This window comes from Kocuria sp. WN036, assembly GCF_002287015.1.
Lineage (GTDB): Bacteria > Actinomycetota > Actinomycetes > Actinomycetales > Micrococcaceae > Kocuria > Kocuria rosea.
This window is the reverse complement of sequence record NZ_NSKF01000005.1, coordinates 79,043-102,591: the sequence shown is the minus strand read 5'-3', so window position 1 is coordinate 102,591 and position 23,549 is coordinate 79,043. Positions and strand designations below refer to the sequence as shown.

The following is a 23,549-nucleotide window of genomic DNA, read 5'->3' as shown; positions in this document are numbered from 1 at the left end:
CGTCCGTCAGTGGGTGTTCCGGGGGTGGGCGATCTCGCGGGCGTCCAGTTCCACGCTCAGCTCCTGGTGGCGCTCGAGCGTGACCGGGTGGGCGCCGGACGCGCTGCCGAGGTACTCGAGGTCGAGCTGCCGGCCGACCCTGCTGTGCAGGACGTGCAGCTCGGCCAGGGACAGCTCGGTCAGGTCGGCGGGGAACGCGTCCTCCGGCGCCAGGTAGGTCCTGCCGGTGGGCCGGGCGACGACCTCGCTCATGCCGCGGTCGTCCGGAACGGCATCGGGGTGCACCCGTACGGGGCGGGGACGGGGGGACGTCCGGATCCCGGCAGGAACCGGTGGGACGGGAGAGCGGGGTGGTGCACGGGAGCAGCCTCCTGCGGATGCGACGACATCGCGGCCGGCTGCTCGACCACCGTGCCAGCGTACTGGATCCTGCGCCCGGCCGACAGGCGCGGTTCCCGGCCGCGGCCCCGGCCCGTCCTGGTGGTGAGAGCGGGACGAGGCGATAGGGTGGGCGGCGTCCCGGTGACGCGTCCGGGACCGGCCCCCATAGCCCAATCGGCAGAGGCAGCGGACTTAAAATCCGCTCAGTGTCAGTTCGAGTCTGACTGGGGGCACGAAGAATCGTTAGCAATCCGCCCAGACTGGCGGAGTTGCTCACCGTCACTTGGGGCCGATTCGACATTTGGCCTCCATTTCCGACATGGAATCTGCACCGGAGGCGGCCCGAGGTCCGGTGGGAGCGCGTTCTGCGGTCGCCATCCGACTGGCAGTCCAAAAAGCACTCCACCAGGCTCGACGCGAGGCTCGACGCCGACGATTTCCACCATGAGGTCATTCTGGCCGAGCATTGCTACCCGGTGCTGCTCGCCGTCTCGGCCGCGCTGTTCCTGGCCGCCGGCGGCTTCCTGATGTCCGGGGACTGATCGCCTTCGCCACGGGCGGCGCGCGCCGACAGGGGCGTTGCGTGCTGCGCGGCCACGCCCCCCGACGTGGCCTGCGCTGTGTCGGGCCGCTCGTGAGCTGCTCACCGACAGCTTCAGCTTAGAGAGCCTGACCGCACCCCGGCAGCCCCACTTCCGTGCACAAGCATGTGGTGCTGCGACGCCGATTGCCTGGACTACTTCGGCGCCTCGACGATCCGCAGGCCCGGAACATCCTCGGCGACTTGGTAGGCGACGGCCCGCCACCACCTGGCCGTGAGCGGCAACGGTGCGCCCGGCAGATCGAGGGCCGGCATGTCGGCGTCGCGGTCGTAGACCTCGAAGACCGGGTCGGGCCCGGTGTGCTCGAGCAGGTGGGCGGCCAGGTGATCTGCGACCTCGGCGGTGTACGCCTCGATCCGTTCCACGTCCTCGCGCACGACCTTCAGCTCGATCGGCGTCATCCGCCCGTCGGCCGGCGACTGCACCGCGGGCACCGACTGCGGGCGGGACTGCGCCCAGGCGGCCAGGTCCTCGCTCACGAGCCCTCCACCGTCTGCCCGGTGTCGTCCTCGGGGTGGGCGGCGCCGAAGGCCCAGTTCCACGGGGTGGTCAGGAAGTCGTAGGCGTCCTGCGGGAAGCCGTCGGCGTCGATCAGGTCCCGGGCGGCGAGGGCGATCAGGGCGTGGGCCACGGGCATCTGAAAGCTGGTGGCGGTGGCTTCGGCGGCGCGCTCCAGGGCGTCTCCGGACGGGGGAGCGGAGTCGGGGCGGGTGTGCCGGTGCATCAGGAGGAACAAGTCGGTGGCGATCGCCTGCGACAGGCTCCGCCACGACCCGAGGATCTGGTCCAGGGCGTCCTGGCGCCCGGCGGCGGCCGCGGCGCCGACCGCCAGCTTCACGGCAGCCTGACCGAGCGCGTCGTAGTCCACCTCGACGGGGGTGTTGTCGGTGACGAACTTCTGGTGGAGCTCGGCGGCCTTGCGCAGCGCCTGCGACTGCTCGAGGCCGATGTCCGCAGCCTTCTCGAAGACGGCCTGGACCTGCGGGCCCTGGGGACCGGCCGCGGCGGCGAGGACCTCGGGGTTCTGCCAGGTGGGGGTGCTCATCGCGCGGTGCTCCTCGGGGGGTCGGAGGCGGTGAGCGACGTGTTCGCCCGGTGCCTGCTGGTCGCACCGTAGCAGTCGTCCCGACGGCGACAACGAGCCTTCAAGAGCCGGTAAGCGTCTGGCCGCGTTCGCCGCTCGAGCCGAAGGATTGCTCGAGAGATGTCCTCGAAACGCTTCCGGCCCCCTAGGAGGCGCGGACCTTCAGCGCGTCCTCGGCGTTGAAGTCATCAGGGCCCACCGGCCAACGGCAAACCTCGCTGTCCAGGTCGGAACCGAGCCGGCCCAGCGGCAGCGGGTCCATCACGGAGAGCATCTTCGCCTCGGCGGCGAAGCGGGTGGGACCGGGGACGTTCACCGCGACGCGGCCCGTGGCCCGGATCTCCAGCACCAGCAACCTTCCGGTCTCGAAGCAGTACTCCCCATCTACCTCGACACCCGTCACACCTCCGCTACCGCGGCCGACCCGCACGACCTGAGGGCCGCGAGCAGGCGAGCATTTCGTGCTCGAACACCGGGGCGGAGACACCTGCCCTACCGGGCGTGGCCTCAGCCCCTCGACGCGCCCTCCGTGAGACGGTCGAAGGCATCGGAGGCTTGTGTCGGTGAAGCGAAGGAGCAGCAGATGATGACCCGGTGCACGCGCGCGATGCTGGCGGTGACGATCGCTCTCGTCGTCGCTGGTTGCTCGCAGGACTCGGTCGACCTGTACGCCGGCGAGCAGACCGAGGACGACACGCTTCCCGCGGAGATCGATGCCGCGGAGTACGGCTGGGATGCCGACAGCTCTCGGTTGCTGGCCATCCACGAGGGCGCCGAGTTCTACCTCGTGGCCGGGGAGGAAGGCGACTGCCTGCTCACCTACGACCCGACGGCAGCCGGGGACTGGGTCGCTGGTTGCACTCCCGGCGGGCGCGTGGGCACCAGCGGGCAGTTGGGCATCAAGGCGGACTTCGCTCCGGCCGGCCTTCCGGGGGAGGAACCAGAGGGATGGGTGCGGCTCACCCCACAGCTGCAGATCGAGACCGGCTGATCCAGTCGCGTCGCGGCGACAGACTGCGTGCCGCCGGCGGCCGTGAGGGATGTCGGCCGTTGTTCCGGGGATCGGGTCTACCCCCGGCCGGTGTGGTCGGCGATCATGAGGCATGGCCGAGCACGCAGACCCGGAGGAGACACCGCGGTTCGTCACGTTCCAGCCGTGGCGGATCCGGATCGCGATCGCCGTCGTGTTCCTCGTACTGATCGTGGTCGCGGCCGAGCTCGTGCCGGAGGGACCGTATCTGCTGACGACCGGACCTGTCTTCGTAGTCGGCTACACAGCGCTCTCGTTCGCTGTGCATCGATCGGTCGTCCTCAGTCTGGGGGACCACGCCGTGGAGATCCGGCAGGGCTGGCGCAAGCAGCAGCAGATCCCGTACGAGCAGATCACCGAAGCAGCCGTCGGGCCGCGCACCGAGTGGTGGCGCATCGGCCGGCGCCGAATGGACGACGGGGCCACCGGCTACCTGATGGGCGGGCCCAGCGTGCGCATCGCCACCGGGGAATCGTCGGTGGTGGTCTCGGCCGAGGAGTCCTACCGGGTGGCCGGGGCGATCCAGCGTCAGCGCGAGCACGTCATCGCCGAGCGAGCATCAGGCACGGAACCGACCGGGCGCTGAGACAACCGAGTCGGCGCCCCATCAAGGGAGAACAATGAGATGAGACCACTTCGATACTCGATCAACGTCACGCTCGACGGCTGCTGCCATCACGAGGCAGGGCTTCCCCCGGACGAGGAGTCGATGCGCTACTGGACCGCTGAGATGGAGCGAGCCGATGCCCTGCTGTTCGGCCGGGTGACCTACGAGATGATGGAGTCGGCGTGGCGGAAGCCGGCCACGGGCACGTGGCCTGACTGGATGGAGGAGTGGGAGATCCCGTTCGCCGAGGCCATCGACCGGGTGAAGAAGTACGTCGTGTCGAGCACACTGAGCGAGGTCGATTGGAACGCCGAGCTGGTGCGAGGCGACCTGGGCCAAGCGGTTCAACGGCTCAAGCAGGAGCCGGGCGAGGGTCTGTGGGTGGGTGGCGTGACGCTGCCGACGGCGTTGGCTGATCTGGGACTGATCGACGAGTACGAGTTCGTGGTGCAACCGGTCCTTGCCGGACACGGGCCGACGCTGCTCGCCGGTCTGCGCGAGCGCGTCCAGCTCGAGCTCGTGGACCGCCATGAGCTCCGGTCGGGGGCGGTCGCCCAGCGATACCGGCCCGCGCGAGTGACAGCCTGACGACCCGAGCCAGGACAGCGGCCGGCCGATGCCCGGGTACTGGGAGAAGCACCACGACCGGACACCCGAGCACGTGCCGCACCTGCCGGTCACCGGCGTCGTGCGCTCCGTCCAGGCGCTGCACTACGCCTTCGACGAGGGCGCGGACCCCGGCGTGCTGATCATCCGCCCCGACAGCGAAGTGGCCGTGGAGCTCGACGCCGTTCCCGGCGCCGGGACGCAGCTGCCGGGGCGCACGCGGGAGCACGAGGTGCTGGCCTACCGGGTGCAGCTGGAGGTCGCCGACGACGCGGAGCTGCCGGCCTACGTGCCGGACGAGCAGGCCTTGCTCGTTCCGGTCATCGGATCGTCGACCGGTGCGGCAGGTGCGCTATTCGGGTGCAGTCGTCGGTGCGGCGGACACGCCCCAGAAGGCCTCGTAGCCCTCGGCTTCAGCTGCCACCGTGACCGTCTCCGGCGTCGTGTCGTCGGGGGCGCCGAGCTGCACGGTCGTGGTCACCGGTGAGCCCGCGCAGTCCCCTTCGCCGTAGGACCCGTGTTCCCCGATCAGACTGATCCGTCCGGAGGATAGATCGGCGTCAGCCCCCGGGTCAGCCGGTGCGCACGCCATCGTGACCGCGTACCACCCGGGCTCCACATCGGTCGTCGAACCGGTGGCGCGACTGCCGTCGGTGCCGGTGCTGCCGGCGATGGAGAATCCTCCCTCGGCGACAGCAGGAAGGGTGTTGGCCGCCCACGTTTCGAGGTCGACCGAGGTAGCCGATGAGGACTCCGTTGACGGGCCGCAGGCTGTGATCATCAGCAGCACGGCGGCGGCAGCCAGGGCTGCGGACGTACGGCTTGTCATGTCCGTCACCCTAGTGCCCCGCCGGGGCAGCAGGCCGTCAGCCGGTGCGCTCGGCGGCGTGCAGGGCGTCCAGGTAGGCCCAGCCGCGGCGGGCGCGGAGGACCGGGACCACTGCGATCAGCATCATCAGGACGGCGGTCACCGCCCACCACGTCTCGGTGCGCAGGATCCAGACGGCGACGACGCCGGCGATCCCGGCCACGATCGTGGTCGCCGACTCCAGCTGAGTGCAAGCCAGCACCCCGGCGGCGACGCGGGTGCCCGGATCGTCCGGGACCAGACCGGAGGAGGCGGTGATCCCGATCGATCGGCGCAGCGCTCCCTTGTCCTGGTGGACGTCGAGGCGGGCACGGGGCGCCTGGACGAGGCGCTGCACGATGAGCGCCAGTCCCAGGAGCAGAGCCGGTCCGAAGGTGACCCAGGGGCTGCGTGCGGTACCGCTGTCGTCCAGTCCCCAGTGGACCAGGGCTGGGAACCCGACCGTGAGCACGGCGGCCGCCGGCACGGCGCGGGCGAGGACCTGGCCGCCGGTCGGCACGGGCACCTCGGCGGTCTGCTGGGCGGACTCGTTCATGGTGCCGAGGCTACCGGCCCCGTCCGGGCGCCGGCGCGCACGGCCACGAGGCCGGCGGCGGAGATCGTGACGCCGGCGGGTCATCGCAGGAGGTTCCGCTGCAGCCACAGGGTGCACCACATCTTCAGGCGCAGCTCGTCCCAGCCGGGGACGTCGACGATCAGGGCGGCGGGTCCGTACCGGTGGACCGATACGACGCCGTCGCGATCGCACAGCTCGGAGATCAGCAGGGGCACGATCTCCGGGCGCTCGGCCGGGATGTCTTCGCGCAGGCCCAGGTCGAAGCAGTCGAGCTCGGCGACGACCGTCACCAGCGGCTCGTCGACGGCAGCGGCCTCCGGTCCTCGCCCGTTCAGAGCGTCGACGGTCCGCTGGACGTGGGTGCGCATCTCGGTGCCGGACATCGGATCGCGGCCGTGGGCCGACTGGTAGACGCTGTAGAGCGGCAGGGCCGGCAGGAAGATCTGGTGGTGGTCCGAGGCGAGCACCGGGTAGTTCAGCAGCGGGTGGTCACTGATGCGGTGCTCACCGACCTGCCAGGACGCAGCGGGGACCGCGGCGGTCAGGAGCTGGCCGAGGTAGGTGGCGAAGCCGTCGACGAGTGCGATCGTGGCGACCGGTGGGTGCGGGTCCACGAGTCGTCCGTGGCGTGCCCAGGACGGCCAGGAGGGGCGGGTGGCATCGTCTTCCAGTGACCGCGGGTCGACGCCGAGCCGCGCGGCCCGAGCGGTGAGCCATGCCCACAGCGGGGAGACGGAGTAGAGGGACCCGTCGAGCGTCTCACGCGTGTCCAAGCCGGCGCCGGTCAGTGCTGCGCGAAGCCTCTCCAGGGCCGGTTCGCGTTCGGCGAGGTAGACGTCGAGGGCGTCGGCGGTCTGGCGCGCGTCCATCGATTCGTACGGCTGGTCTCCCATGGGCGTGACCCTACTGCCGGGTTCGCAAGCTGCGGAACCTCTGGTGCGCTTCGCGGCCAGCCGACCAGGCGGATCGTGCTGAAGGCCTCCCGGCTGCCACCCTCCGTGTGCGTGACAGCCCGGGGGTGCGGGGACAACGGCGGGTGGGAGGATAGCTTGAGACCATGGCCGACCCCCGACGAGCCCTCTGCTGCGCTCCCTGCGTCCTCGACTCCGGTCAGGCATCGACGATGCCCGCCGCCCCGCTGGTGCGCGGCGGTTCTGGGATGCCCGGGTGAGCACCGTGCTGTACGCGGTCTGGGCGCTGTTCGTCGCCGGGGCCGCCGGCTCCGTCGTCCACACGGTCCGGAAGAACAGGCGGCACGAGCGGCTGACCGCCCACTGGCCGAGGGCGGAGGCCACCGTGACCGGCAGCCGGGCCGGCTGGACCAGCGGCGTCGGCAGCACCAGCCGGTCACGCCGCTTCTGGCCCACGTACCGGTTCGCCGACCTGCAAGGCACAGCGTTCACCGGGGCCTCGGAGATCTCCTGCGGCGCACGGCCTGTGCCGGGGACGGTCGTGGAGGTGGCCTACAACCCGGAGGACCCGACGGAGTCCTTCCAGGTCTCGAACCAGACGAGGGTCGCGTTGGGCTGCCTCATCCCGTTCTTCGTCGTCTTCGCCGCCGTCCTGTTCTGGTTCATCACCGTCCTCCCACTGCCATGACCACAACCTGTCCCTCGTGGAGGGGGCCGCTCTCCAGTCGATGGCGGCCCCGGCCGCCGAACCGATGAGCAGACGCGGGCGTCATGCCCGGGCAGCGGCAACCGGGAGAGAAGTAGCCGCTGCGCTTGCGCGCCCCACCGTTCATCCCACTCATCAGCGAGGACAGGCCATGATGCAGGACCGCCAGCGGCGTGATGACGCCATACGGGCAGAGCACCAGCAGGCGCTGGCGAGAGGTGAGAAGCGGGTGCTCCGCACGACGGCCACCGGCGCGCTGCACAGCTACGCGGGTGACGAGATCGGGTTCACCCCGGGCCGCGGCCATGTGCAGGTCAGCACCTGGTGGGGCATGGGCATCGTGACGACGGTGCTCTGGATCGGCGTCGTCTTCTCCTTGGTGCTGCTCGTCGCCCCCGTGGCGCAGGGCGATCCGCCGATGTGGAGCGCCCTGTTCCTCACCGGGATCGGGGGACTCCTCGGCTGGTACACCTTCAGGATGGCCAGGGACGAGCACCGCGCGTCCAGGGTGCGCAAGCAACGCGGCGTCCCCGCGCCCGGCACCAGCGGGAGCCTGCCCTCGTAGCGGATGACCGCAGGCCGCGGCATCTGCCGGCGCCGTCGAAGCTGTCGGGACCCGAGCGGACCACCTCGAGCACACGAGGCGCGGGCGCTCTAGTGGATCGACAGACGCCGGCCGGCCGGCACGCGCAGGGGCGGGCCGTGGCCCGGTGCCAGGACGTCGAAGTCCGTGTCGGAGAGCAGCCGGACCGCGGTCCGCGATGCGGTCGGCAGATCGTGGTGGAACGGGTCGGCGAGAAGCTGCGGGACACCGTGCTTCTCGGCGACCATGTGGTCGGTGATCACCGCGTCGCCGGAGGCGAGCACCCCGGTGCCACCGATGAGGTAGGAGGTGTGCCCGGAGGTGTGTCCGGTGGTCGCCACCGGGCGCGGGCTCCCGGGGACGTCCAGGGCGGTCGCGTCGGGGGTGAAAGGAGTGAGCGCCTCGGGGTCCACGGTGACGTCCTTGAGGCCGCCGACCCGGATGGCGTGGATGCTCCAGGTGAGCCACTTCCACGAGCGGGCAGCGCGGGGGAGGGACTCCTTGGGCCCGATCTGCTCGCGGGCGGTGCCGGCCATGTTCGGCACCTCGGCGGCCGAGCAGTGCACCGGGACGCCGGCGGCGACGAAGCGGCCCAGGGTGCCGATGTGGTCGGCGTGGGCGTGGGTGATGACCACGGCGTCGGGCAGGCCGGGCACCCCGGCCGCCCGCAGGGAGGCGTCGACGAGCGTGCGGTCACCGGGGTAGCCGCAGTCGATCAGGGTGCAGCTGCTGCCTTCGCGCAGGATCAGCCAGTTGGCGGCGGGGCCGGTCACCAGGGTGGTGCCGGAGCCCAGGTCGTGCAGGTTCTCCGCGGTGGTCCATCGGGTCATGCGGCTCGAAGCTCCTGGGCGAGGTTGAAGGCAGTGATGTACAGGGTGTCACGGAAGCCGGCCCAGCTCATCCGATGGGGACGCGCAACGGGCCCGAAAGTACGCCACCAAGCCGATCCTTCGAGAACTCACCACCGGCGGCTACCGACCCGGGCCGGAGTGCGCCGGGCTCGCCGGCGAAGATCTCCGAGGAATCCTCGGGGACCGATCGGGTAGACCGCAGCAGTGCGGACAGCGGTTCACAACTGCAACTCCTAGGCTGAGGAGTGCCGGTGGAGAGCACTGCCGGGCCGACCTGGAGGGAGCCTCACGTGGGCATCGCCGTCATGGCTCCGCTGTTCCTCGTGGTGACCGCCAACATCGTGCTCACCCTCGCGCGCAGACCGATCGCGGCACGTCTGTCGTCCACCCCGCGGGAGGTCCCGAAGGTGGCCGCCTCGCTGGCGGTGACGTCCTTCCACGTCGCGATCCTGGCGATGAGCGTGGTGTTCACCGTGATGCTGATGCTCCAGGTGCTCTACGCCAATCCGTCGGTCTTCGCGACCGTAGCCCCTGTTGGGGCACTGGCCCTGTTCGCGATCTTCTACGCTCAGGCACGCTTTATGTCGGAGAAGATGGCACGCAGCGTCCATCGCAGCTGGCGGATCGGTGCGGCTCGCGGTGAGACCGCGGAGATCTACGCCGAGGTGTTCCGTGCACGGTCCTGGATCCTGGCCCTGGGACTGATCGGTCCGGTGCTGGTGCTGCTGGCCAGGGTGTTCTTCTTCGGGGCGCTGGGCGATGTCGGGCAGATGCCGGCCGGGATGCTGCTGGACTGAGCGCTATTCCTCCCCGTCCTGGTGTTTCCGGCGCAGATCCCGAGCGCGACGCCTCTCACAGCACGCCTTCGCCGACGTCTTCGTCGTCGGGCTCCTCGTCGGGCCGGTCCTCGGATGCGGTCACGACGCTTCCTTGCTCCTGCGCGCGTGCTGGGCTCGACGCCGCCGCCGCACCATGCGCCGGAAACACTCCGCCGCGGCGACCTCGCCGGTCCTGCGTCATCGGGACGCCTCCATCCCCGGGTCGCGGCGGGGCCGGGCGTCCCAGGCCATCCGGGTCCCCAGGAACACGGCGCCGATGCCCGTGATGAACCAGTCCCACTCCCCGAGAATGAGACGGATCCCGATGACCCAGGCGATGAGGATGACGACGTCCAGCGTCAGCAGCTTGGCTCGTCTCGACAAAGTGGACCTCCCGGATCGCCGTCGTGGTCCTCGCATCGTGCCACGCAGCAACCAGGACGGTCTGACCCCTCATTCGGGGGCGGCCGGCGCCGGCGGGATCCCGCGGAGGGCGTCCATCGTCCTGGCGTGAGCGGACTCCGTCCGAGCACCCAGGATGAACGCCGTCCCGATGATGGGTCCGATCACCCAGGCCGAGGAGAATCCGGCCACGACGAGCAGCAGCACGGTCACCGCCCAGGCCACCACCCCGGCCATCCAGCACAGCACCACCGTCGGTGTCGCCGTGGTCACGTAGTCGGTGGTCCGCGGCAGCACCTCCGGGTCGCCCTCTTCCTCGAGCTTCTGGTGCCTGGCCCGGGTGCGGGAGTGCATCACGAAGCACACCGTCAGAGTGATCAGCCCGGCGACGGCATTGGACAGTCCGTACCCGCCGGTGGCGAGCACCCAGTCCCACACCGCCGTGCCTACCGTGTCGAGGACGAAGGTGGTGGCGAAGTACGCCGGGATCCACCACCACCGGAACGCCCACCGCTCGCGCGGCGCACCGGCACTGCCGGCGTCGCCGATCCCCTCCGTGCTCACGCGCCACCCCCGCCCTCGGACCACCCGTGGGGACAGCGTAGTCAGCAGCGCCGGTGCCGTCTCCGCACACATGAGTGGTGAGCCAGGCGTGGCGCACGGATCCTCAGCCGGTGCGGCCGGTGGTGTGCAGCGCGCGGAGGCAGGCCCAGGCGTGCCGCGCCCGCACGACCTGGGTGACAGCCAGGGCACCGATGACGACGGCGAACGCCGCCCACGGCGGCTGCGGCACCAGGAGCCGGGCGACCAGGAACTCGATGAGCAGCACCGGCCGCCACGGGGTGTGCTGCGTCAGCGGGTCCACCTCGCCACGGTAGGGGGAACGGGCGGTCCAGGCGGCCGAGCACCTGCCCGGAGGTGTGTCTCAGCGCGGCAGGTGGCGCTGCAGCCACAGCGTGCACCACAGCTTCAGCCGCAGCTCGTCCCAGCCGGAGACGTCCACGACCAGCGCGGCGGGCCCGTACCGGTGCACCGACTCGACGCCGTCGCGGTCGCACAGCTCGTCGATCAGCTGCTCCACGACCTGCGGGTGCAGGGTCGGGATGTCCTCGCGCAGCCCCACGTCGAAGCAGTCGACCTCGGCGACCACCGTCACCAGCGGCTCTTCGACGGCGGCGGCCTCCGGGCCCTCGCCGTGGAGGGCGTCCACGGTCCGGCGGATGTGGGCGAGCATCTCCGTCCCGGTCATCGGGGCGCGCCCGTGGGCGGACTGGTAGGCGCTGTAGAGCGGGATGCCGGGGAGGAAGACCTGGTGGTGCTCCGAGCCCAGCACCGGGTAGTTGAGCAGCGGGTGGTCGGCGATCAGGTGCTCGCCGACCTGCCAGGTCGCCTCCGGTGCCGCGTCGCCGACGAGCTGCTCGAGGTAGGAGACGAAGCCGTCCAGCAGCGCGATGGTGGCGGCCGGCGGGTGCGGGTCCACGAGCTTGCCGTGCCGGGCCCAGCTCGGCCACGCGGGGCGGGTGGGGTCCTCGGCGAGCGGACGCGGGTCCACGCCGAGCTCGGAGGCCCGGGCGCTGATCCAGGCCCACAGCGGGGACAAGGAGTAGAGGGAGCCGTCGAGCATCTCGTCGGGCTCCAGGCCGTGCTCGGCCAGTGCCGCGCGCAGGCGCTCGAGTGCCGGACCGCGCTCGGCGAGGTACGCGTCGAGCGCGTCCGCGGCCTGGCGCGCCGTCATCCACTCGTACAGCAGAGTCCCCATGGGCGTGACTCTACTGCGGGGACGCCGGTGGCGGGACCGGTGGGGCGGCCGGCGCGTGGACTCCGGGACCTCGGCGCGTGCGGTGCCCAGCAGGGCGCCGGACGCGCCGCGGCCCCGCTCCGACAGGACGGAGCGGGGCCGCGGCGGGACCGGTGCCGGGTCAGCGGTAGTCGATCCGGATGGATCCTCCCGGGCGCCAGGTGATGGAACCGCCCTGGTAGTACTGCACCACGGAGCGGTCGGCGCGGGTGATCTCACCCGTCCGGGGGAAGCCCAGGCGGCTCTTCGTGCCGCCGAGCGCCACGTAGGCGTTGCCGATCGAGCCCTTGGTCTCCTGGGCGTAGGTCCTGGGGCTCCAGTAGATCCGGCCCTTCTGGAACACCTGGTAGACGCCGCCCGTGCCGGTGGACGCCTCGTCGGTGGTGGGGTAGCCCAGGGCACCGGCCGTGCCGCCGGAGCGGTTGTGCTGGGCGCCGATCGAGCCCTTGAGGGCGTGCGCCCCGCCGGCGGCGCTCCAGACGATCCGGCCCTTCTGGAAGGACTGGGAGGTGCCGCCCCGTCCGTCGGCGACGGCCCCGGACGTGGGGTAGCCCAGCGACCCGCGCTCGCTGCCGGCCCGTGAGTAGGCCGCGCTGGTGGCGCCGGTGATCGGGTGGGCGCCGTGGGCGGAGCTCCAGAGGATGCGGCCCTTCTGGAAGGTCTGGTAGAACCCGCCGATGCCGTTGCTCCGCCGGTCCGCGGTGGGGTAGCCCAGGGCGCCCTTCTCGTTGCCCGCCGCGGCGAAGACCGTCTCGATGTCCCCGGTCAAAGCGTGGGCCCCGGTGCGGGAGGACCAGAGGATCCGGCCGTTCTGGAACAGCTGGTAGGCCCCGCCGATGCCGTTGGACTTCTCGTCCGAACGGGGGAAGCGCAGGACGCCGGCGGCGGTGCCGTTGCGCTTGTAGGCGGTCTCGACGCCGCCCCGCACCCAGTAGGCGCCGGTGGCCGAGGACCAGTAGATGGTGCCCTTGGCGAAGCTCTGGCGGACCCCGCCGGCGACGGCCTGCTCGTGGGAGGTCGGGGCCCCGGTCTGGCTCTTGATCCGCTGGTACAGGGCCCCGATCGCGCCCTTGGTGGTGTAGGTCGGGGTGGGCGCGGCCGGTGCGGCGGTGTCGGCGGCCTTCGTGATCCACAGCGCGTCGTGGGAGTTCAGCGTCTTGCCCCCGGGGAGGCTGTCCCAGGCGTCCCCGGAGTCGAGGATCAGCTGCTTGTACTGGTCGGAGCTCAGCGTCGGGTTCTTCTGCTTGAGCAGGGCCAGGGTCCCGGCCACGTGCGGGGTGGCCATCGACGTGCCGTAGTCGAAGCGGCTGTTGGGCGCGACCGGTCCCCGGGTGCCCGTGTTGCCCGCGGACAGGATGTGGTGGCCCGGGGCGTAGATGTCCACGGCGCCGCCGTGGTTGGAGTAGCTGGCCCGCACCCGGTCCGAGCCGATGGCCCCGACCGTGATGACGTTGTAGCAGTTGCCCGGGGCGTACTCGATCGCCGGGCGGCCGCTGTTGCCCGCGGCCACGGCCACCGGGATGTTCCGGAACCAGGCGGTGTTGATGGCGTTCTGCAGCGTGGCCGGGCACCCCCCGCCCATGGACAGGGACATGTTGATCACGTCGGCGCGCTTGCGCGGGGCGGGGGCCCCGGCCACGGCGTCGCCGGCCAGCCAGCGCACGGCGTCGGCCATGTCGGAGACGTAGCCGAAGCCGCACGCGCCCAGGGCCCGGGCGTTGAGCAGGGTGGCGTCGGGGGCGATGCCCACGGTGCCGTAGCTGTCCCGCTTGGCGGCCACGGTGCCGGCCACGTGCGTGCCGTGCCAGATGGAGTTGGTGGCCGCGGAGCCGGCGTAGCACTGGCCGGCCGTGGAGTAGGTGCCCGGGTCCCGCGGGTCCGCGTCCCGGCCGTTGCCGTCGTTGCCGAGAGCGGCCGTGGAGACGAAGTCGTAGCCGCCGATGGTCTGGGAGTCCAGGTCGGGGTGGTTGGCGAAGCCTGTGTCGACGACCCCGACGGTCACGCCCTTGCCGGTGGCGGTGTCCCACGCCTCGAAGGCGCGCAGGTTGGTGAGTGCCCACAGGGACGGGACGCCCGGGTCCGCGGCGGTCGCGGCGACGGAGCCCATGTCCTCCGGCTCCGCCTCGTCCGAGCCCGGGATCCGGGCGGTCGAGACGAGCCGGTCGGGCTCGGCGTAGGCCACGGCCGGGTCCTTGGTGAGCTCCTCGGCCAGCTTCTCGGCCTGGTCGGTCGAGACCTCGCCGGCCAGCTCGACGACGGCCGCGCCGTCGCCGGTGGTCCGGACCTCGGTGGTGTCCTCGGCCTCCGGGACGTGGGCCTCGGCGGCGGCGTCCTCGACGACCTGCTCCGACTCGGCGTCGGTCACGGGGGTGCGGTACTTGACGATCATCCGGTCGGTGATCTCGGGCGGGGCCTCGGCGCTGACCTGCTGGGCGGACAGGGTCGTGGCGTTCTCGGCGGGGGCGGCGGTCGCGGGCGTGAGAGGAGCCAGCACGAGGGCCAGGGAGAGGGCGGACAGGGTGGGGGCGAGCATGGATCGTTGCATGGGCGAACTCCTGGGGGCTGGGGGGATCCCGGAAAAGGTTCTCACATGCAAATCAATGCGAACAGATCTAAAACAAGATCACGGCTTCATCACGAAGTGTGACGCCAGCCCCGTCGGCCCACGGTCCCGTCGGGGCGGTTCAGGCCGTCCCCACCAGCACGGCGAGCCACTCGAGATGGCGCAGCAGCGAGGGGACGCCCGCGGTCAGCAGGGCCACGGCGGTCGCGGACGTCGCGCGGCCCAGGTGCCTCCGCGCGGAGGCGCGGGCGCCGCGGGACCGGCGGCGGGCGGCCGGGGCCAGGTCGAGCGCGACCTGGACGAGGCTCCACAGGGCAGTGGCGCCCGCCCCGGCGACGACGAGGCAGCCGTAGAGGAGGACGGCTCCGGGCAGCGGGACCACGGGGCGTGCCGCCGCTCAGCCCGCGAGGACGGCGGCGGTCAGGCCCACGGCGAGCACCGCGGCCACCGCCCAGGTGAGCCTGTAGGCCCGGCGGTAGTGCTCCTCGCTGCGGAGCTCGAGCCAGGCGGCGGTCGCCGGGGCGGCGTCCGGAGAGGTCCGCGCGCGCTCCAGCCGGCCGATCGCCCCGAGGTAGCGGCTCCAGTGCAGGACGGCCAGGGCCCCGACGGCGAGCAGCACCGGGATCGCGGCCAGCGGCACCCAGTGGGCGGGGGACTCGGGCATGAGGGGCCTCCGGATCGGGACAGCGGTCGTTCTCCCCAGCATGTGTGCACCAGCAAAGACCTGTCTGTCCGCTCTCCTGGGGGCCGGGGCCCGCGCCGGCCGGGCCGCCCGCACGCCCTCGGCTTAAGCACAGCAGTTCTCATGCTTTCGTCAGGCAGGCCTTGCTACGCTGGTCGCACATCTCGCACATCAGTGCCACGGAAGGACCCCTCAATGGCCGGCGGTAACCCGCTTCTCCGCGATCTCTCGAAGCCGGGCGCAGGCAGCGCCCAGTCCCACGGGAACCAGTACGGACAGACCTCCTACGGAACCCCCTACCAGCAGCAGCCCGGCTACGGACGGACCGGCTACCAGCAGGGCGCCCCGTACTCGGCCGAGCGCCTGGACTCGATGTACAACGCCCCGGCCGCCGGGACGAACCAGACCGGCCGGATGACCTACGACGACGTCATCATGCGCACCGCCACGGTGCTCGGTGCCGTGGTCGTCGGCGCGCTCGCCGGCTGGATCATGCCGATCCTCACCATCCCCGGCGCCCTCGTCGGTCTCGTCCTCGGCCTGGTCAACGCCTTCAAGCGCGAGCCCTCGCCCGCGCTGATCCTCGCCTACGGCCTGTTCCAGGGCATGTTCCTGGGCGGCATCTCGGGGATGTTCGAGGCCATGTACCCGGGCATCGTGGTGCAGGCCGTCATCGGCACCATCGCCGTGTTCGTCTCGGTGCTCGTGCTCTTCCGCTCCGGCAAGGTCCGGGCCTCCCCGCGCGCCACCAAGATCTTCATGGTCGCGCTCATGGCCTACGCCGTCTTCGCGCTGGTCAACCTGGGCGCGGTGCTGCTGTTCGGCTTCAACATCCGCACGGACAGCCCGCTCGGCCCCTGGCTGGGCCTGCTCATCGGCGCCGTGGCCATCCTGCTCGCGGCCTACAGCTTCGTGCTGGACTTCGACAACATCAAGCGCGGTGTCGAGGTCGGCGTCCCCGAGAAGATGGCCTGGTCCGCGGCCTTCGGCCTGACGGTCACGCTGATCTGGACCTACGTCGAGATCCTGCGCATCCTGGCGATCATCCGGGAGATGACCTCGAACTAGGTCCCCGCCCCGCCTGCACCACCCACGACGGCCCGGCACCCGCGCACCGCGGGTCCCGGGCCGTCGTCGTGCCGTGACCCGCGGGCGGACGCGGGGGAGGGGCTCAGTGGTACGAGATCCGAGGCCCGGGCGTGGGACGGGTGGCCGTGTGCTCGGCGGCCACGGCGCGGGGCGGGCGGCCCACGAACAGCCAGCCGAGCAGCTTCTCCTCCTCCGTCAGCCCGTAGAACGCGCGGACCGCGTCCTCGCCCTCGCCGTCCCGGTGGGCCCACACGGTGCCCCAGCCGGCGGCCCAGAATGCGGCCTCGAGCAGGGGGCGGGCCCCGTGCGCCGCGTTCAGCTGCTCCTTCCGCGGGATGCCCAGGGTGTCGTCGGGGCTGAAGACGAGCGCGCACCCCAGGCCGCCCGTGCTCGCCCACTTCAGGGCGCCCCGGAAGGCCGCGAGCCGGCGCAGCTGCTTGCCCTTGAGCCGGGGGAAGGGCGCCGACATGTTGGGCACCCGGGTCAGCCCCGCCAGCGCGGCCGCGAGCTCCGGCGCGGAGCGGCGGGTGGTCACGGCCACCCGCCAGCTCAGGCCCGGATCGGCCGCCGCGGTCCCCGCGGCGGCGCGGAGCACGGCCTCCAGCTCCTCCCGCGGCGGAGCGTCCGGGGTCAGGCCGGGAGCCGGCCGGCGCTGGGCGAGAACGCGGAGGAAAGTGCGTGACATCCCGCCAGTCTTCCACCGCGCGCGCCCCGCGTGCCGGACCGGCCCGCGGAATCGTCGTCCGGCCCCGGCCGGGGGGCGCCCGGCGGTCGGACCGCCGTGCCAAGATGGCTCCATGCCTTCGACATCGCACGACGCCGAGCGGCCGCTGCGGCCGGGACCCGGCACCGAGCTCCCCCCGCTGCACGGCAACGCCGCGGGTGGCGTCGCGGTCTCGGTGCGGGTGGCCGCGGCGTGGTCGTGGCGGCTCATCATCATCCTCGCGGCCGTGGGGCTGCTCGGGTACATGCTGTCGACGATCACGGTGGTCATCATCCCCGTGCTCATCGCCGGCCTGCTCGCCGGGCTCCTGTTCCCGCTGGTGAAGTGGTTGCGCGGACAGCACGTGCCGGCGGGCCTGGCCTCGGGCACCGCGGTGCTCGTGCTCATCGGCCTCGTGACGGGTCTGCTCGTGCTCGCCGGCCGGCAGATCGTGCTGGGCTTCGCGCAGCTGTCCGAGAACGTGGTGGTCGGCACCCAGCAGCTGCTGGGCTGGCTCGAGGACGGGCCGCTGAACCTCAGCGCCGACAGCGTGAACGACTGGATCGACGACCTCGGCACCACGATCCAGGACAACAGCGAGGCCATCCTCTCGGGCGCCATGTCCTTCGGCTCGACGGCGGGCAACGTGCTGACCGGCATCATCATCATGCTCTTCACCCTGCTGTTCTTCCTCATGGACGGCGAGCGGATCTGGCTCTTCCTCGTCCGGCTGTTCCCGGTCAGCGCGCGGCGGGCCGTCAACGGCGCCGGCCGCCGGGGTTGGACCTCGCTCGTGCAGTACGCCCGCATCCAGGGCTTCGTGGCGTTCGTGGACGCCGTGGGCATCGGACTCGGCGCGGCGCTGCTCGGCGTCCCCCTCGCCCTGCCCATCGGCATCCTCGTGTTCCTGGGCTCCTTCATCCCGATCGTGGGCGCCGTGCTCACCGGCGCGGTCGCCGTGCTCGTCGCCCTCGTGGCCAACGGCTTCGGCACCGCCCTGGCCATGCTCGCCGTGGTGCTGCTGGTGCAGCAGATCGAGTCCAACGTCCTGCAGCCGCTCGTGATGGGCCGGGCCGTGTCCCTGCACCCCCTCGCGGTCTTCCTCGCCGTCGCGTCCGGCACCATCCTCTTCGGCATCGCGGGCGCCCTGTTCGCGGTGCCCGTGATGGCCTTCCTCAACACGGTGGTGCGCTACCTCGTGGGCGGGACATGGAAGGCGGACGACGAGATCCCGTGGGAGCCGTACTACTTCCCGTGGGAGATCAAGAAGCACGCGCGCAAGAACGATCTCACCCGCGACCAGGTCATGGCCCAGCTCCAGCGCTTCCGCCGGACCCGCGCGAAGGAACGGCTGCAGGCCGCGCTCAAGCGCGGCCGACGGGACGACCGCGCCCGGGCCGCCGCCGGCACGGGTCAGGGCCGCGGCCGCAGCGACGAGCAGGGGGTCGGCCAGGGGGCGGGTTCCGGTGCTCCCGCCTCGCCGGAGCGCTCCCCGGGCAGCGACTAGGATGAGGACCGCGCCCGCCGCCGGCGGGCGCTCACCGTGGCACGACCCAGCGGGTCCCGCACGGCCCCGCACCGACGCACCGACCGGGAAAGAAGACGCACCGTGAGCCTGGCCGAACTGCCCGTCCGTCTCGCCGACATCCAGGACGCCGCCACGCTCCTCGAGGGCGTGATCGACCGGACCCCGGTGACCCACTCCCGGGCGCTCTCGCGGCTCATCGGCTCCGAGGTCAACCTCAAGGCCGAGAACCTGCAGCGCGCGGGCTCCTTCAAGGTCCGCGGCGCCTACGTGCGGATGGCCAAGCTCACCGACGAGGAGAAGGCCCGCGGTGTCGTGGCGGCCTCCGCCGGCAACCACGCGCAGGGGGTCGCCCTCGCCGCCGCCAAGCTGGGCATCACCGCCCGCATCTACATGCCGCTGGGCGCTGCCCTGCCCAAGATCGCCGCGACCCAGGACCACGGCGCCGAGGTGATCCTGCACGGCACCAGCGTGGACGAGGCCCTCGCCGAGGCCCAGCGCCACGCCACCGCGACCGGGGCGGTGTTCGTCCACCCCTTCGACCACCCGGACATCGTGGCCGGGCAGGGCACGCTCGGCCTCGAGGTGCTCGAGCAGGTGCCCGACGTCGACACCGTCATCACCGGGGTGGGCGGCGGGGGGCTGCTCGCCGGCATGGCCGTGGCGGTCAAGGCCCGCGCCGAGCAGCTCGGCCGGCCGATCCGGCTCATCGGCGTGCAGGCGGAGAACGCCGCCGCCTACCCGCCGTCCCTCGCGGGGGACGCGCTCGTGACCCTCGACCGGGTCTCGACCATCGCCGACGGCATCGCCGTGGGCAAGCCCGGCCAGCTGCCGTTCAGCATCATCAAGGAGCTCACCGACGACGTCGTGACGGTCTCCGAGGACTCCCTCGCCCAGGCGCTGATCTTCCTGCTCGAGCGCAACAAGCTCGTGGTGGAGCCGGCCGGCGCCGTCGGCGTCGCGGCCCTCCTGGACGGCCGCCTGCAGGCCGCGTACCCGGACCTCGGCAACACCGTGGTGGTGCTCTCGGGCGGCAACGTCGACCCCATGCTCATGCTCAAGGTCATCCAGCGGGGGCTCTCCGCCGCCGGCCGGTACATGACCATCAAGATGATGCTCACCGACCGCCCGGGCGAGCTCGCCCGCATCTCCGAGCTCATCGCCGTCCAGGACGCCAACGTCACCGGCGTGGACCACACCCGGATCGGCGGCTCGCTCAGCCTGGGGGACGTGTCCATCACCATCGACATGGAGACCAAGGGGCACGAGCACTGCCGCCAGATCCTCCGGGCGCTCGAGGCGGAAGGCTACCACCCCGTCGTCGTGCACTGACCGCCGCCGGGCACCGGTCCCGGCCCCCGACGACGACGGCGCCGGTCCCCGCGGGGACCGGCGCCGGTGTCGTCCGGGGGCGGCGTCAGGTGCGGCGCCGGCCGGTGAGGTAGGTGACGAACGCGCTGACGAACGTCGCGAAGACGAAGACGTTGCGCAGGCTGCCGGGGGCGCTCGCGGCGGGGTCGCCCTGACCCGCGAAGTGCAGCACCACGGCCACGACCCCGAGCACCGCCGTCAGGACCATCAGCGCCTTGGTGCCGGGGCCGGGGCTGCGCAACCAGTGGGTCGTCACGGGAGCCTCAGACCTTGAACGGCTTGGCGTCCAGGATCTTGACCGGGATCTCCTTGCCGTTGGGGGCGGTGTAGGACAGCTCGTCACCGACCCGGTGGCCGGAGATCGCGGAGCCCATCGGGGACTTCTCGGAGAAGACCTCCAGCTCACTGCCGGCGGCCAGGTCCTCGGCCACCTCGCGGGAGCCGATGAGGAAGGTCATCGCCTCGCCCGCGATCTCCGCGGTGACGACCATGCCGGCCTCCACGACCCCGTCGTCGGCAGGGGCCTCGCCGACCTGGGCGTTCTCGAGCAGGTTCTTGAGGTGGACGATGCGCCCCTCGTTCTTGCTCTGCTCCTCGCGGGCGGCGTGGTAGCCGCCGTTCTCCTTGAGGTCGCCCTCCGAGCGCGCCTGGTCGATGCGCTCCACGATCTCGTGCCGGTACGGGCCGGAGATGTGGTCGAGCTCCTTCTTCAGGCGGTCGTAGGCCTCCTGGGTCAGCCAGGCGCCGGTCTTGTTCGTGGTGGTCACAATCTCTCCTCGGTGAACGGTCGGTCGGGCCGCGGCAGTCCTCCCGGGGTCCGGGCGGGTCCGCGGCGGACCGGGACGACGGCGTGGGGGCCGCCGGCGGTGCGGGGGTCCGCTACGCAAAGACCCCGCCCCGGTGCGGGTCGTCCGTTTCGGACGGTGTCCGGCTGCCGGGGACGGGGAGTCCTGCTGCCCAGTCTAGGCGGGGCGGGCGGACAAGCCCAAAGGCCCGACGGCGGCGGCGACACACGGGCGGGACGACCGCCGGGGGCTCAGTCCTCGAGCCAGCAGGAGTCCACGACCGCGGTGGTCGCCAGGTTGGTGGTGCGCACGGCCGCGCGGTGGGAGCTCGTCCCGCCGTCGCCCAGGCGGTCCTCGGGCACGGCCCCGATGGTCACCTCGGACCAGCCCACCACGGCGTACTCCTGGTTGAGGGCCTGCACCGCGCACGTGACGACGTCCTCGGGACGCTTGGTGAGCTCGAAGTCCGCCGTGGCCCGCGCCTCCGAGACCACCTCGAAGCCGATGTCCTTGAACGTGGGGGCGCTCTGCCGCGCCGTGACCACCCAGACGACGAAGACGGCGGTGACCAGGGTGGCCGCCAGGGCGAGACCGATCCAGCCGCGCGTCCCGATCCGGCGCTCGCGGCGGGGGGCTCCGTAGCGGTCGCGGAGCAGGTCTGGGGAGTCGGTGGACACGGCGGCCTCGGGTCTCGGGGGCAAGGGGGCGGCGCCGGGCCCGGCGACCGCCCGACCACTGTAGCCGAGGCCCCTGGGAGCACCCCGGGCGCAGGACCGCCCGGCGAACGCGTAAAATGGGCGGCGGCCCGTGCCCGCACCGGCCGCTTCCCCGACTCCCCGACCGTTCCCGAGAGGACCTCCCGAGTGACCTCCCTGTCAGAGATGCGCCTGCTGGCCGTCCACGCCCACCCCGACGACGAGTCGAGCAAGGGCGCCGCGACCATGGCCCACTACGTCCGGCAGGGGGTCGAGGTCATGGTGGCCACGTGCACCGGTGGGGAGCGGGGCTCGATCCTCAACGCCGAGATGGAGGGCCACCCGCACGCCGAGCGGGACCTGACCGGTCTGCGCCGGCACGAGATGGCGCAGGCGGCCGCCGCGCTGGACGTCGACCACCGCTGGCTCGGCTTCATGGACTCGGGGCTGCCCGAGGGGGACCCGCTGCCGCCGCTGCCGTGGGGCTGCTTCGCCCTGCAGCCGCTCGAGCGCGCCGCCGCGCCCCTGGTCCGGCTCGTGCGCCGGTTCCGCCCGCACGTGATCCTGACCTACGACGAGAACGGCGGCTACCCGCACCCGGACCACATCCAGACGCACAACGTCTCCGTCGAGGCGTTCCGCGCCGCCGGCGACCCGGAGCGGTACCCCGGCCTCGGCGAGCCGTGGACCCCGCAGAAGCTCTACTACGACCGGGCCTTCAACCTCGAGCGCTTCGTGGCCCTGCACGAGGCCCTCGAGGAGCGCGGCCTGCAGTCCCCGTACGCGGCCCGGATCGCGATGCTGCAGGAGAGCGACCCGGAGGGCCACCGCCCGCCGGCCCCCCGGCACGAGACCACCACCAAGGTGCGCTGCCCGGACACGTTCGCGCTGCGGGACGAGGCGCTGCGCAGCCACCGGACCCAGGTGGCGCCGGACGGGATGTTCTTCGCCGTCTCCGCCGAGCTGCAGTCCCAGGTGTGGCCGTGGGAGGACTACGTCCTGGCGGAGTCCCGGGTGCCGACCGACCTGCCGGAGCACGACCTGTTCGCCGGGATCGTGGGCTGAGCGCCGGGATGACCACCGTGCTGAACGTGCTCGCCCTGCTGCCGGCGATGGCGCCCAACCCGATCGACGAGGGCACGCTGCGCCCCGGCCTGGACCCCAGCCAGGTGACCCCCGGGATGCTGGGGTTCCTCATGACGCTGCTGCTGGCCGTGGCCGTCATCTTCCTCGTGCGCGACTTCAACCGCCGCAACCGGCGGCTGCGCTACCGCGCGGAGTACGCCGAGCGCCGCGCCGCGGAGGAGCGGGCCGGCGGCCCCGCCGGGACCGACAGCGCCGGGACGGGCGGCGCCGGCGCAGCCAGGACCGGCGCCGACGGCGACCCGGCCGGGGGAGGGCCGGCGGCGCGGGCCCAGCAGCCGGAGGGGCCCGAGCCGCGCGGCTGAAACCGGGGACCGACCCCGGGTACGGAACCCGGGACCGGGACCCGCGGAGCCCGCGGAGCCCGCGGAGCGGCCGGGCGGGGCGGAGCCGCTCAGCGGAGCATCGCGAGCATGATCGCCACGTAGTGCAGCACGAAGCCCAGCACCGTGAAGGCGTGGAAGACCTCGTGGAAGCTGAACACCTCGGGGAGCAGGCGCGGCCGCCGGGTGCCGTAGACCACGGCGCCGGTGATGTAGGCGATGCCGCCGGCGGCGGTCAGCGCGGCCGCCGGGGGGCTGGTCTGCCAGAACTGCGGCAGGTAGAAGAGGGCCAGACAGCCCATCACCACGTACAGCGGGGTGTACAGCCAGCGGGGCGCCAGGGTCCACAGCAGCCGGAAGAGCACCAGACCGGCGGCGCAGGACCAGATCACGACCAGCAGCAGCCGGGACTGCGGCGGGTCCAGCAGCGCGACCGCCAGCGGGGTGTAGGTGCCGGCGATCAGCAGCGCGATGTTCGAGTGGTCCATCCGGCGCAGGACCATGTGCAGCCGCCGGGGCCAGTAGGCGCGGTGGTAGATCGCCGACACGCCGAACAGCAGGATGCCCGTCACGCCGTACACGGCGCACGCGATCCGCAGCTCGGTGCTGGGCGCCAGCAGGATCGCCACGAGACCCAGGGCGACGACGACGGGCGTGAAACTCGCGTGGATCCAGCCCCGCCACGCGGGCTTGCGCTCCACGAGTCCCTCGATCCCGTGCTCGACCGCCTCCTCGACGCGGCCGGCGGCCCGGCGGGCGGCGCTGTGCGTGTGCTCCATCATGTTCCTCCCGGCGTGCTGTGCGTGAGTCCGTCCGGTCTCCCACCGGGTAGTTTAGGAGGCGTCGCCGAGAGCCGGCCGGGTCCGT

At 72.2% G+C, this 23,549-nt stretch carries 33 protein-coding genes and 1 tRNA gene; 14 read left to right on the top strand and 20 right to left on the bottom strand.

Annotation, left to right across the window (positions count from 1 at the left end; translation table 11 throughout):
* Nucleotides 1-6 precede the first annotated feature (6 nt).
* Nucleotides 7-252: a hypothetical protein gene (locus CK505_RS05300; RefSeq protein WP_017832201.1), complete on the bottom strand. Its 246-nt coding sequence runs from the start codon at nt 250-252 to the stop codon at nt 7-9.
* A gap of 288 nt (nt 253-540) precedes the next feature.
* Between CK505_RS05300 and CK505_RS05295 the strand changes: the two genes are divergently transcribed.
* Both CK505_RS05295 and CK505_RS05290 read left to right on the top strand, forming a co-directional pair.
* A tRNA-Leu gene (locus CK505_RS05295) sits at nt 541-614 on the top strand.
* A gap of 36 nt (nt 615-650) precedes the next feature.
* Nucleotides 651-923, top strand: coding sequence for a hypothetical protein (locus tag CK505_RS05290; RefSeq protein ID WP_035927039.1), 273 nt, complete (start codon nt 651-653; stop codon nt 921-923).
* Nucleotides 924-1,117: 194 nt separating this feature from the next.
* Here the strand turns inward: CK505_RS05290 and CK505_RS05285 are convergent, their stop codons facing one another.
* From CK505_RS05285 to CK505_RS05275, 3 genes are all read right to left on the bottom strand, one after another.
* Complete coding sequence (locus tag CK505_RS05285; RefSeq protein ID WP_035927044.1) at nt 1,118-1,462, bottom strand: hypothetical protein; 345 nt, start codon at nt 1,460-1,462, stop codon at nt 1,118-1,120.
* The gene (locus tag CK505_RS05280) at nt 1,459-2,028 is read right to left on the bottom strand and encodes a hypothetical protein (protein ID WP_052132941.1); all 570 of its coding nucleotides are present in this window, start codon (nt 2,026-2,028) and stop codon (nt 1,459-1,461) included. Before CK505_RS05280 ends, CK505_RS05285 begins: the two co-directional genes overlap by 4 nt.
* 184 nt (nt 2,029-2,212) lie before the next feature.
* A complete protein-coding gene (locus CK505_RS05275) occupies nt 2,213-2,470 on the bottom strand; it encodes a hypothetical protein (protein ID WP_109149401.1) in 258 nt (85 codons plus the stop codon).
* A 183-nt stretch (nt 2,471-2,653) separates the two neighbouring features.
* Between CK505_RS05275 and CK505_RS05270 the strand changes: the two genes are divergently transcribed.
* The 4 genes from CK505_RS05270 to CK505_RS05255 all read left to right on the top strand — a co-directional run bounded on the left by CK505_RS05270 (nt 2,654) and on the right by CK505_RS05255 (nt 4,797).
* Complete coding sequence (locus CK505_RS05270) at nt 2,654-3,058, top strand: hypothetical protein (RefSeq protein ID WP_141246785.1); 405 nt, start codon at nt 2,654-2,656, stop codon at nt 3,056-3,058.
* Nucleotides 3,059-3,170: 112 nt separating this feature from the next.
* Nucleotides 3,171-3,683: a hypothetical protein gene (locus CK505_RS05265; RefSeq protein WP_095650468.1), complete on the top strand. Its 513-nt coding sequence runs from the start codon at nt 3,171-3,173 to the stop codon at nt 3,681-3,683.
* Between the two features lie 39 nt (nt 3,684-3,722).
* A complete protein-coding gene (locus CK505_RS05260; RefSeq protein ID WP_095650467.1) occupies nt 3,723-4,292 on the top strand; it encodes a dihydrofolate reductase family protein in 570 nt (189 codons plus the stop codon).
* Between the two features lie 28 nt (nt 4,293-4,320).
* On the top strand, nt 4,321-4,797 hold the full coding sequence (locus CK505_RS05255; RefSeq protein WP_095650466.1) for a hypothetical protein: 477 nt from the start codon (nt 4,321-4,323) through the stop codon (nt 4,795-4,797).
* Between the two features lie 379 nt (nt 4,798-5,176).
* On the opposite strand, the gene CK505_RS05250 is transcribed toward CK505_RS05255, so the two are convergent.
* Entirely contained in the window at nt 5,177-5,713 is a 537-nt protein-coding gene (locus CK505_RS05250; protein WP_035927081.1) for a hypothetical protein, read from the bottom strand.
* Nucleotides 5,714-5,793: 80 nt separating this feature from the next.
* Nucleotides 5,794-6,627 (bottom strand): hypothetical protein, encoded by an 834-nt coding sequence (locus CK505_RS05245; protein WP_229588194.1) that lies wholly within the window; start codon nt 6,625-6,627, stop codon nt 5,794-5,796.
* A gap of 274 nt (nt 6,628-6,901) precedes the next feature.
* On the opposite strand from CK505_RS05245, the gene CK505_RS05240 reads away from it, so the two are divergent.
* On the top strand, nt 6,902-7,333 hold the full coding sequence (locus CK505_RS05240; RefSeq protein WP_095650464.1) for a DUF3592 domain-containing protein: 432 nt from the start codon (nt 6,902-6,904) through the stop codon (nt 7,331-7,333).
* Between the two features lie 247 nt (nt 7,334-7,580).
* On the top strand, nt 7,581-7,916 hold the full coding sequence (locus CK505_RS05235) for a hypothetical protein (protein WP_255250892.1): 336 nt from the start codon (nt 7,581-7,583) through the stop codon (nt 7,914-7,916).
* Between the two features lie 89 nt (nt 7,917-8,005).
* Here CK505_RS05235 and CK505_RS05230 read toward each other — a convergent pair whose 3' ends face one another.
* Nucleotides 8,006-8,764: an MBL fold metallo-hydrolase gene (locus CK505_RS05230; protein ID WP_095650462.1), complete on the bottom strand. Its 759-nt coding sequence runs from the start codon at nt 8,762-8,764 to the stop codon at nt 8,006-8,008.
* A 311-nt stretch (nt 8,765-9,075) separates the two neighbouring features.
* Here CK505_RS05230 and CK505_RS05225 point away from each other — a divergent pair, with 311 nt between their 5' ends.
* The gene (locus CK505_RS05225; protein WP_141246784.1) at nt 9,076-9,582 is read left to right on the top strand and encodes a hypothetical protein; all 507 of its coding nucleotides are present in this window, start codon (nt 9,076-9,078) and stop codon (nt 9,580-9,582) included.
* A 55-nt stretch (nt 9,583-9,637) separates the two neighbouring features.
* Here CK505_RS05225 and CK505_RS18400 read toward each other — a convergent pair whose 3' ends face one another.
* From CK505_RS18400 to CK505_RS05190, 8 genes are all read right to left on the bottom strand, one after another.
* Nucleotides 9,638-9,805: a hypothetical protein gene (locus CK505_RS18400; RefSeq protein ID WP_176475293.1), complete on the bottom strand. Its 168-nt coding sequence runs from the start codon at nt 9,803-9,805 to the stop codon at nt 9,638-9,640.
* A complete protein-coding gene (locus tag CK505_RS05220) occupies nt 9,802-9,987 on the bottom strand; it encodes a hypothetical protein (RefSeq protein ID WP_095650460.1) in 186 nt (61 codons plus the stop codon). The genes CK505_RS18400 and CK505_RS05220 overlap by 4 nt, the downstream gene beginning before the upstream one ends.
* Nucleotides 9,988-10,056: 69 nt before the next feature.
* Entirely contained in the window at nt 10,057-10,569 is a 513-nt protein-coding gene (locus CK505_RS05215) for a hypothetical protein (RefSeq protein WP_095650459.1), read from the bottom strand.
* A 103-nt stretch (nt 10,570-10,672) separates the two neighbouring features.
* Nucleotides 10,673-10,870: a hypothetical protein gene (locus CK505_RS05210; protein WP_095650458.1), complete on the bottom strand. Its 198-nt coding sequence runs from the start codon at nt 10,868-10,870 to the stop codon at nt 10,673-10,675.
* 60 nt (nt 10,871-10,930) lie between these two features.
* Nucleotides 10,931-11,764 (bottom strand): hypothetical protein, encoded by an 834-nt coding sequence (locus tag CK505_RS05205; RefSeq protein WP_095650457.1) that lies wholly within the window; start codon nt 11,762-11,764, stop codon nt 10,931-10,933.
* Between the two features lie 160 nt (nt 11,765-11,924).
* Nucleotides 11,925-14,348, bottom strand: coding sequence for a S8 family serine peptidase (locus CK505_RS05200; RefSeq protein WP_141246783.1), 2,424 nt, complete (start codon nt 14,346-14,348; stop codon nt 11,925-11,927).
* A gap of 139 nt (nt 14,349-14,487) precedes the next feature.
* The gene (locus tag CK505_RS05195; protein ID WP_035927104.1) at nt 14,488-14,748 is read right to left on the bottom strand and encodes a hypothetical protein; all 261 of its coding nucleotides are present in this window, start codon (nt 14,746-14,748) and stop codon (nt 14,488-14,490) included.
* A 15-nt stretch (nt 14,749-14,763) separates the two neighbouring features.
* Entirely contained in the window at nt 14,764-15,030 is a 267-nt protein-coding gene (locus tag CK505_RS05190; RefSeq protein WP_017832219.1) for a hypothetical protein, read from the bottom strand.
* A gap of 213 nt (nt 15,031-15,243) precedes the next feature.
* On the opposite strand from CK505_RS05190, the gene CK505_RS05185 reads away from it, so the two are divergent.
* On the top strand, nt 15,244-16,116 hold the full coding sequence (locus CK505_RS05185) for a Bax inhibitor-1/YccA family protein (protein ID WP_017832220.1): 873 nt from the start codon (nt 15,244-15,246) through the stop codon (nt 16,114-16,116).
* Between the two features lie 103 nt (nt 16,117-16,219).
* Here the strand turns inward: CK505_RS05185 and CK505_RS05180 are convergent, their stop codons facing one another.
* On the bottom strand, nt 16,220-16,822 hold the full coding sequence (locus CK505_RS05180; RefSeq protein ID WP_052132943.1) for a nitroreductase family protein: 603 nt from the start codon (nt 16,820-16,822) through the stop codon (nt 16,220-16,222).
* A gap of 112 nt (nt 16,823-16,934) precedes the next feature.
* Between CK505_RS05180 and CK505_RS05175 the strand changes: the two genes are divergently transcribed.
* Both CK505_RS05175 and ilvA read left to right on the top strand, forming a co-directional pair.
* Nucleotides 16,935-18,347, top strand: coding sequence for an AI-2E family transporter (locus CK505_RS05175; RefSeq protein ID WP_095650455.1), 1,413 nt, complete (start codon nt 16,935-16,937; stop codon nt 18,345-18,347).
* Nucleotides 18,348-18,449: 102 nt separating this feature from the next.
* A complete protein-coding gene (ilvA, locus tag CK505_RS05170; RefSeq protein ID WP_017832418.1) occupies nt 18,450-19,697 on the top strand; it encodes a threonine ammonia-lyase in 1,248 nt (415 codons plus the stop codon).
* 85 nt (nt 19,698-19,782) lie between these two features.
* Here ilvA and CK505_RS05165 read toward each other — a convergent pair whose 3' ends face one another.
* The 3 genes from CK505_RS05165 to CK505_RS05155 all read right to left on the bottom strand — a co-directional run bounded on the left by CK505_RS05165 (nt 19,783) and on the right by CK505_RS05155 (nt 21,198).
* Entirely contained in the window at nt 19,783-19,992 is a 210-nt protein-coding gene (locus CK505_RS05165; RefSeq protein WP_017832417.1) for a hypothetical protein, read from the bottom strand.
* 7 nt (nt 19,993-19,999) lie between these two features.
* Entirely contained in the window at nt 20,000-20,503 is a 504-nt protein-coding gene (gene greA, locus CK505_RS05160) for a transcription elongation factor GreA (RefSeq protein ID WP_017832416.1), read from the bottom strand.
* Nucleotides 20,504-20,772: 269 nt separating this feature from the next.
* The gene (locus tag CK505_RS05155) at nt 20,773-21,198 is read right to left on the bottom strand and encodes a DUF4307 domain-containing protein (RefSeq protein ID WP_017832415.1); all 426 of its coding nucleotides are present in this window, start codon (nt 21,196-21,198) and stop codon (nt 20,773-20,775) included.
* A 204-nt stretch (nt 21,199-21,402) separates the two neighbouring features.
* Between CK505_RS05155 and mca the strand changes: the two genes are divergently transcribed.
* Both mca and CK505_RS05145 read left to right on the top strand, forming a co-directional pair.
* Entirely contained in the window at nt 21,403-22,281 is an 879-nt protein-coding gene (gene mca / locus CK505_RS05150) for a mycothiol conjugate amidase Mca (RefSeq protein ID WP_031282471.1), read from the top strand.
* An 8-nt stretch (nt 22,282-22,289) separates the two neighbouring features.
* Complete coding sequence (locus CK505_RS05145) at nt 22,290-22,664, top strand: hypothetical protein (protein ID WP_095650454.1); 375 nt, start codon at nt 22,290-22,292, stop codon at nt 22,662-22,664.
* Nucleotides 22,665-22,753: 89 nt separating this feature from the next.
* On the opposite strand, the gene CK505_RS05140 is transcribed toward CK505_RS05145, so the two are convergent.
* Nucleotides 22,754-23,461 (bottom strand): hemolysin III family protein, encoded by a 708-nt coding sequence (locus CK505_RS05140; protein WP_035927115.1) that lies wholly within the window; start codon nt 23,459-23,461, stop codon nt 22,754-22,756.
* Nucleotides 23,462-23,549: the final 88 nt, after the last annotated feature.